This is a genomic window from Corynebacterium tuscaniense (assembly GCF_008693065.1).
GTDB lineage: Bacteria > Actinomycetota > Actinomycetes > Mycobacteriales > Mycobacteriaceae > Corynebacterium > Corynebacterium tuscaniense.
Genome location: NZ_VXKH01000176.1, coordinates 1 through 613 on the forward strand (window position 1 = coordinate 1; position 613 = coordinate 613).

Below are 613 nucleotides of genomic sequence, written 5' to 3' on the forward strand. Positions count from 1 at the left end.
CCTTTCGGCCTGCTTCAAGCAGAGCATTACCGTAGGCATAAGCAAGACGGCACGCGCTTACCCCGCGGGCATCGCGATCAGGATGTGCGCGCTGAATGGTGACAACCGCGGACTCGGCTTGCCCCATGTCTAGGCGGGCGCCGGCCAGAACAATCGCCAGCTCAATCTTGGACTCTTCATCAAGTTCCGATGCTTCCTCCGCACGACCTAGCTCCAGCGCCTTCTCCGGGCGGCCCAAACCGCGCTCGCAATCAGCCATTACTGCAAGCATTCCGGGGCCACCGGAAATGCGTCGCGCGGCACGCAGCTCAGCAAGGGCTTCCTTCCACTCGCCCGCACGATACGCAGCAATGCCATTGACCTCACGAGCAATTGCGACGCGGCCAGCGCGGTCCTTGGCGGCACGCGCATGCCGCAATGCGAGCTTAGGATCATCTTCCATCCACGTCGCAGCCATGATCATATGCTTAGCGACGGCCTCGGAGTTCTCCTTCGATAGCGACTTCAGGTCCTGCAGCACCATCGGGTCCAGGTCGTTGACATCTACCTCTGCCGGGATGTCTGGGTCACTCATGCGACGGTTAATGCGTTCCTCACGGTAACCGGAGCGCTG

1 protein-coding gene is annotated in these 613 nt (G+C 61.2%); it reads right to left on the reverse strand.

Annotation, left to right across the window (positions count from 1 at the left end; translation table 11 throughout):
- On the reverse strand, positions 1-613 hold a 613-nt coding region (locus tag F4V54_RS11140), incomplete at both ends, for a hypothetical protein (protein ID WP_346265118.1).